This window comes from uncultured Sphingomonas sp. (assembly GCF_946477935.1).
Classification (GTDB): Bacteria; Pseudomonadota; Alphaproteobacteria; order Sphingomonadales; family Sphingomonadaceae; genus Sphingomonas.
Genome location: NZ_CAMLAC010000227.1, coordinates 1 through 5,959, shown reverse-complemented (window position 1 = coordinate 5,959; position 5,959 = coordinate 1). Strand labels below are relative to the sequence as shown.

7 protein-coding genes are annotated in these 5,959 nt (G+C 66.5%); all 7 read left to right on the top strand.

Annotated elements, in window-relative coordinates:
• Positions 1-65 precede the first annotated feature (65 nt).
• Positions 66-416: an endonuclease domain-containing protein gene (locus tag Q0U08_RS17060; protein ID WP_298092805.1), complete on the top strand. Its 351-nt coding sequence runs from the start codon at positions 66-68 to the stop codon at positions 414-416.
• Positions 417-710 carry a proton-translocating transhydrogenase family protein gene (locus Q0U08_RS17055; RefSeq protein WP_112381504.1) on the top strand — a complete coding sequence of 98 codons (294 nt, stop codon included), beginning with the start codon at positions 417-419 and terminating at the stop codon, positions 708-710. It begins immediately after the preceding gene.
• 53 nt (positions 711-763) lie between these two features.
• Positions 764-2,197 (top strand): NAD(P)(+) transhydrogenase (Re/Si-specific) subunit beta, encoded by a 1,434-nt coding sequence (locus tag Q0U08_RS17050; RefSeq protein ID WP_298092804.1) that lies wholly within the window; start codon positions 764-766, stop codon positions 2,195-2,197.
• Positions 2,198-2,293: 96 nt separating this feature from the next.
• Positions 2,294-3,253, top strand: a complete 960-nt coding sequence (locus Q0U08_RS17045) for a winged helix DNA-binding protein (RefSeq protein WP_298092802.1) — start codon at positions 2,294-2,296, stop codon at positions 3,251-3,253.
• Positions 3,254-3,537: 284 nt separating this feature from the next.
• Positions 3,538-3,735, top strand: coding sequence for a hypothetical protein (locus Q0U08_RS17040; protein WP_298092800.1), 198 nt, complete (start codon positions 3,538-3,540; stop codon positions 3,733-3,735).
• 635 nt (positions 3,736-4,370) lie between these two features.
• Positions 4,371-4,952: an ANTAR domain-containing response regulator gene (locus tag Q0U08_RS17035; protein ID WP_298092799.1), complete on the top strand. Its 582-nt coding sequence runs from the start codon at positions 4,371-4,373 to the stop codon at positions 4,950-4,952.
• Positions 4,949-5,959 (top strand): ABC transporter substrate-binding protein (locus Q0U08_RS17030; protein ID WP_298092797.1); only part of this gene is annotated, 1,011 nt, incomplete at its 3' end. The genes Q0U08_RS17035 and Q0U08_RS17030, both read left to right, overlap by 4 nt.

Sequence of the window (5,959 nt, the reverse complement as noted above, 5' to 3'; positions counted from 1 at the left end):
GTGGAGGGGGCGGGCCGCGCCTGCGCCGCCCGGAGGTGCCGGTAGCCCGCAAGTTGCGGCGCACGATGACGTTGCCGGAGGTGCTGCTCTGGAAGCAACTCCGCGGTAGCCGCTGTGGTCTTCGTTTTCGACGGCAGCATCCGGTCGGTCCGTATGTTGCGGATTTCTGTTGTCTGGCCGATCGCCTGATCATCGAGGTGGATGGTGAAGCGCATGGCCGAGGAGATCGACCGGATCGTGATCATAGGCGTGACAGGTTTCTGGAAGAGAACGGGTTTCGGGTATTGAGGATCGCGGCCGCCGATGTGCAGCGGGATGTCGAGGCGGTTGTCGCCTCGATCGTTGCGTATGCGGGCCGCCCCCTCCACCACCAGCCCTTGGCTGGTGGTCCCCCTCCCCGTTCCGGGGAGGAATAGATGGACTTCATCTCGATCGTGTCCGTGTTCGTGCTGGCGTGTTTCGTCGGCTATTATGTGGTGTGGTCGGTGACGCCGGCGCTGCATACGCCGTTGATGGCGGTGACCAACGCCATCTCGTCCGTCATCATCGTGGGCGCGCTGATCGCCGGGGCCGCGGCGGGTTCGCCGGGGGCGAAGTGGCTGGGGCTGGCGGCGGTGGTGCTGGCGAGCATCAACATCTTTGGCGGCTTTGCAGTGACGCAGCGAATGCTGGCCATGTACCGCAAGAAGGAAAAGGCGGGGGCGAAGTGAGCGTGGTGGCGATGAGCGCCGTCGCGATGCGCGGCGGCATGCCGGAGCGGGCGATGCACGATCTGGCGGCCAACCCCTGGGTATCGCTGGCCTATCTGGTGGCGGGTATCTGCTTCATCCTGGCGCTGCGCGGCCTGTCCAGCCCGGAAAGCAGCCGGCAGGGCAACCGGCTGGGCATGATCGGCATGGGGATTGCGGTGGTCACCACGCTGGTGACGCACGAACTGGCAAGCCTGCCCGAGATATTGGCGGCGATCGCGATCGGCGGCGGCATCGGCTTCGTCGTGGCAAGGCGCATCGCGATGACCGCGATGCCGCAGCTCGTGGCAGCCTTTCACTCGCTGGTCGGCTTGGCGGCGGTGCTGGTCGCGGCGGCGGCCTTTCTGAACCCGCAAGCCTTTGGCATCGCCGATCTGGTGGTGCCGCTGATCGGGCAGCCCTTTGCGGCGATCCATCCGGTCAGCCGTATCGAGATGGGGCTGGGCGTGGCGATCGGCGCGATCACCTTTTCGGGATCGATCATCGCCTTCCTGAAGCTGAACGGCAATATGGGCGGCAAGCCGATCCTGCTGCCGGGGCGCCACGTCCTCAACCTTGGCCTGCTGGGCGGGATATTGGCGCTGATCGCGACCTTTGTCGGCGACCAGAGTCCGTGGATCTTCTGGACGATCACCGCCCTGTCCTTTGTGCTCGGCTTCCTGCTGATCGTGCCGATCGGCGGCGCGGACATGCCCGTCGTGGTGTCGATGCTGAACAGCTATTCGGGCTGGGCGGCGGCGGCGATGGGCTTCACGCTGCACAACACCGCGATGATCGTGACGGGCGCGCTGGTCGGATCGTCGGGCGCGATCCTGTCCTATATCATGTGCCGGGCGATGAACCGCAGCTTCATCAGCGTAATCGCCGGCGGCTTCGGCGCGACGGCGGCGAGCGGCGGGGATGCGGGCGCGATCGACCGGCCGTGGAAGCGGGGCAGCGCGGAGGACGCGGCCTTCCTGATGGCACAGGCCGAGCAGGTGATCATCGTGCCCGGATACGGCATGGCGGTAGCGCAGGCGCAGCACGCACTGCGCGAAATGGGCGACCTGCTGAAAAAGGAGGGCGTGCGCGTCAAATATGCGATCCACCCCGTCGCGGGGCGGATGCCGGGGCACATGAACGTGCTGCTGGCCGAGGCGAACGTACCCTATGACGAGGTGTTCGAGCTGGAGGACATCAACGCCGAGTTCGCACAGACCGACGTGGCCTTCGTGATCGGGGCGAACGACGTGACCAATCCGGCGGCCAAGACGGACAAGACCTCGCCGATCTACGGCATGCCGGTGCTGGACGTGGAGCGGGCCAAGACGGTGCTGTTCGTGAAGCGATCCATGGGCGGCGTCGGCTATGCCGGTGTGGACAACGAGGTGTTCTACCGCGACAATACGATGATGCTGCTGGCCGATGCCAAGAAGATGGTCGAGGAGATCGTCAAGGCGCTGGGATAGCGGCGGCAGGGGCGCGGCATCGTCTCCCGGATGTCGTGGCCGTCGGGCGACGCGCCTGCTGCATGATCGATGCGGCGGCGTGGGCAAAGGCGCGCGTTGGCGTGGTCGAGCGGGGGTGACGTGCAGGACGAGATGGGGTTCGACGGCGGGTTCGCCGTGGTGGTGGTGGGCACGGCGCGCGGGGCTGAGATCGAGGAGGCGATCGGACTGGCGGGCGGGCGGATGCTGCGGCGCATCGCATGGGAGGCGATGCCGGCCGAGCTGATGCGGCAGGTGGCGCAGCCGGTGCTGGTCGCCGATGCCCGTGGGGTAAGCGAGGATCTGCTGGCGGCGATGCTGCCACGGCTGGAGGCGACCGCGGCGGCACTGGACCTGCCGGTGATCGTTTGCCTGGACATGGCCGAGATCGACGTGGTCGCCGCCGCGCTGCTGGGTGTGCAGGCGCAGTTACTGTGCCGACCCAGCATCGCGGACCTGATCGGGGCACTGGTGCTGGCGCGCGGATCGGGATCGACGCCGATACTGCACGCCTATGCCCGCGAGGGTGAAGGCGAGCGACTGAGACGTCTGAATGCCGAGGTCGCGCGGATCGCCCAGGCATTGGCCGAACTCGCGCGGCGCGAGGCGGATAGCGTGCCGGGCGGCGTCGCGGACGTGGAGGATCGGCGCAACGCCTTCCGGATCGAGCCGGCACCGCGCACGCCGCGTGCCGATCCGGCGGACGCGGCGGCGGTGCGCGCCATCATCCGGCGGCGGCGGATGCGCGACGCGCTGTTCCCCGGCAATCTGTTCGAGGATCCGGCCTGGGACATGCTGCTCGACCTGTATGCGGCGCGACTCGAGGGGCAGCGCGTGTCGGTATCCAGCCTGTGCATCGCCGCGGCGGTCGCGCCGACCACGGCATTGCGCTGGATCGGCAAGCTGACCGAGGCCGGATTGTTCGTGCGCGAGCCCGATCCCGCGGACCGGCGGCGCGCGTTCATGGCGTTGTCCGACGCGGCGGCGGCGAAGATGCACGATTATCTTGCGGCAACCAACGGGTCCGATCCGGTCTGATCCCCCTTGCCGGGCCGTTGAAGGATTAGGCATGGCTTTATCGACGTCGATGCAAGGAGGATGTAAACACAAACAGGCGTCATCTGTTCTTTGTTATTGTTGTTGTTGAGAGCGTATCGCATCATCTGATCTTGTGATGCAAATTCTTATCAAGAAGATTGGCGATGATAGTCATTATCAACTACCATGATAATGGATCGCAACTGTTGATTTTGCTTGTTGCCGGGAACGAAATGGGCGTAACGATCATTTCAGCAACAACGACATCGTGACAGGAGCTAATCATGCCGCTCACCACTGCCGGCGCCGCAGCCTGCGCCAAGTGCAAGTTCTTCGACACCGACACCGCGCGTTCGGACGCATCGCTGGGTCTGTGCCGCTACAATCCGCCGATCAGCCAGCCCAGCGGTGAAGCCGCCGGCGTGTGGCCGAAGGTGGAAGCCAGCGACTGGTGCGGTCACTTCGAGGCGGTTGTCGCCTGAACGGCGCGATCGACTGAATTGATCGACGGAAAGCGCCGGTCGCAACGATGGTTGCGGCCGGCGTTTTTCTGTTTGGGCGAGGCTAACCGGAAAGGACGTGGCGGCGTTGCGGTGCCGGAGCGTTCAGGAACGCCATGTTCGCGGGGTGCTTGTTGGGGGACCGCCACAACCCGGCATCGGGACAATCCGCGCATTGCAGGAACGCGAACTGCGTGGGGTGGGCTTCATGCCTTGCATCCGGACCTGCCCTGCAATGCGGCGTTTGGGGGCAGAGACCCAGAGCCTGATGGCTTACGGTGATCCGTTCATGTCTCGTAGAGATCACGTAGCTCCGTAGGAGCGTATCGGGGTGGCGTCCCACGCGCCAACGTGTCTCTCGATACACCGTCTCGATACGCGGCTTTGCCGCTACTCGACGGCTACTCGAGACGAACGGATAAGGGATCGCCCTCATGTCCATCACGACCTGATGTATCATGTCCTGATGGATCGGCGGTCGCATTCATCTCCGCGCCCTCCGCGCCGCCGCGCGAGCATCATCCTTCGCGGCCTCGCATGAGATCAACCGGCCGCACGCCACGAAACACGGGCGCGGCCTTGCCGATCATGCCGCAGGGCAGCATAAACGGGGCGCCATGCGGATCGCGATCATCGACACCAGCACGACGCGTGCCGCGATCATCTCGGATGGTCTGCGTGAGGCGGGGCTGACCGATCTGGCGGTGATCGATCCGGGCGGCCCGCTGGTGGCGCAGGTGGAGGCGGCGCGGCCCGAGGTGGTGCTGATCAACCTGGAAAATCCCAGCCGCGACATGCTGGAGGATTTCTTTGCGATGTCGCGCGCGCTGGCGCGGCCGATCGCGATGTTCGTCGACCAGTCGGACGCGGAGGCGACGATGGCGGCGGTGGACGCGGGTGTATCGGCCTATATCGTCGACGGGCTGGCCAAGGCGCGGATCAAGCCGATCCTGGATCTGGCGGTGCGGCGCTTCCAGGCATTCTCGCGATTGCAGGACGAACTGGCCGAGGCGAAGAGCGCGCTGGCCGACCGGGCCGCGATCGACAGGGCGAAGGCAATCCTGATGAAGCGCCGCGGGATCGACGAACCCGCCGCCTATGCACTGCTGCGCGGCCATGCCATGTCGTCCAACCGGCGCATCGCGGAGGTGGCGGATGCGATCATCACCTCCGACGCGCTGATGGGAGATCTATCGTGACGCTGACGCGGGTGCGCATCGGGTTCCTGCCGCTGGTCGATGCCGCATTGCCGATACTGGCGCGCGAGCGTGGCTTTGCCGAGGCGCAGGGGCTGGCGATCGAGCTGGTGCGTGATGCGACCTGGGCGGCGGTGCGCGACCGGCTGCTGTACGGGCATAGCGATGCGGCGCATCTGGTCGCGCCGCTGGCGATCGCGACGGCGCTGGGGCGGGATCGGCCTGCCGTGCTGATGGCAGTGCCGTTCGTGCTGGGGCTGAACGGCAATGCGGTGACCTTCTCGATGCGGCTGGCGGAGGAGGTCGGTCTGGGCGACAGGCTGGGCGACCCGCATGTGATCGGCGCGGCGCTGAAGGCGGTGGCGGCGACGCGGCGGCTGCGCTTCGGCGTGGTGCATCGCTATTCAAGCCACAATTACATGCTGCGCTACTGGCTTGCCGGGGTCGGCATCCGGCCGGACACGGATGTCGAGATCGTGGTCACCAGCCCGTTATTCGCCGCCGATGCGCTGGCGGCAGGGGATGTCGACGGCATCTGCGTCGGCGAGCCGTGGAATTCGATCGCGGTCGATCGCGGGGTCGGGCGGATCGCGCTGGCGACCGCGCAGATCTGGCGGCGCGGCGTGGAAAAGGTGCTGGCGATGCGCGCCGATACTGCGGAGCGCGATCCCGCGACGGTGGCGCGGCTGATCCGCGCGCTGCATGCCGCCGCGGAGCATTTCGTGCGTGCGAACACGGTGGAGGATACCGCTGCGCTACTGGCGGAGTCGCGCTACCTGGATGCGCCCGCCGATGCGGTGCTGCGTGCGATCACCGACCGCATCCGCCTGACGCCGGGGGCGGAGCCGGTGCATTATCCAGACTTCATGTTCCAGCATCGCGAGGCGGCAAACTTCCCGTGGCGGAGCCAGGCGGCGTGGCTGTACAGCCAGATGGTGCGGTGGGAGGGGATGGCGTTCGACGAGCGCGACGCGGCGGTCGCGGCGGGGACGTTCCGGCCGGACCTGTAC

Bases quoted from the DNA above. Each gene is read 5' to 3' on its own strand.
- Q0U08_RS17060 (WP_298092805.1), top strand. From the start codon at position 66: ATGACGTTGCCGGAGGTGCTGCTCTGGAAGCAACTCCGCGGTAGCCGC.
- Q0U08_RS17055 (WP_112381504.1), top strand. From the start codon at position 417: ATGGACTTCATCTCGATCGTGTCCGTGTTCGTGCTGGCGTGTTTCGTC.
- Q0U08_RS17050 (WP_298092804.1), top strand. From the start codon at position 764: ATGCACGATCTGGCGGCCAACCCCTGGGTATCGCTGGCCTATCTGGTG.
- Q0U08_RS17040 (WP_298092800.1), top strand. From the start codon at position 3,538: ATGCCGCTCACCACTGCCGGCGCCGCAGCCTGCGCCAAGTGCAAGTTC.
- Q0U08_RS17035 (WP_298092799.1), top strand. From the start codon at position 4,371: ATGCGGATCGCGATCATCGACACCAGCACGACGCGTGCCGCGATCATC.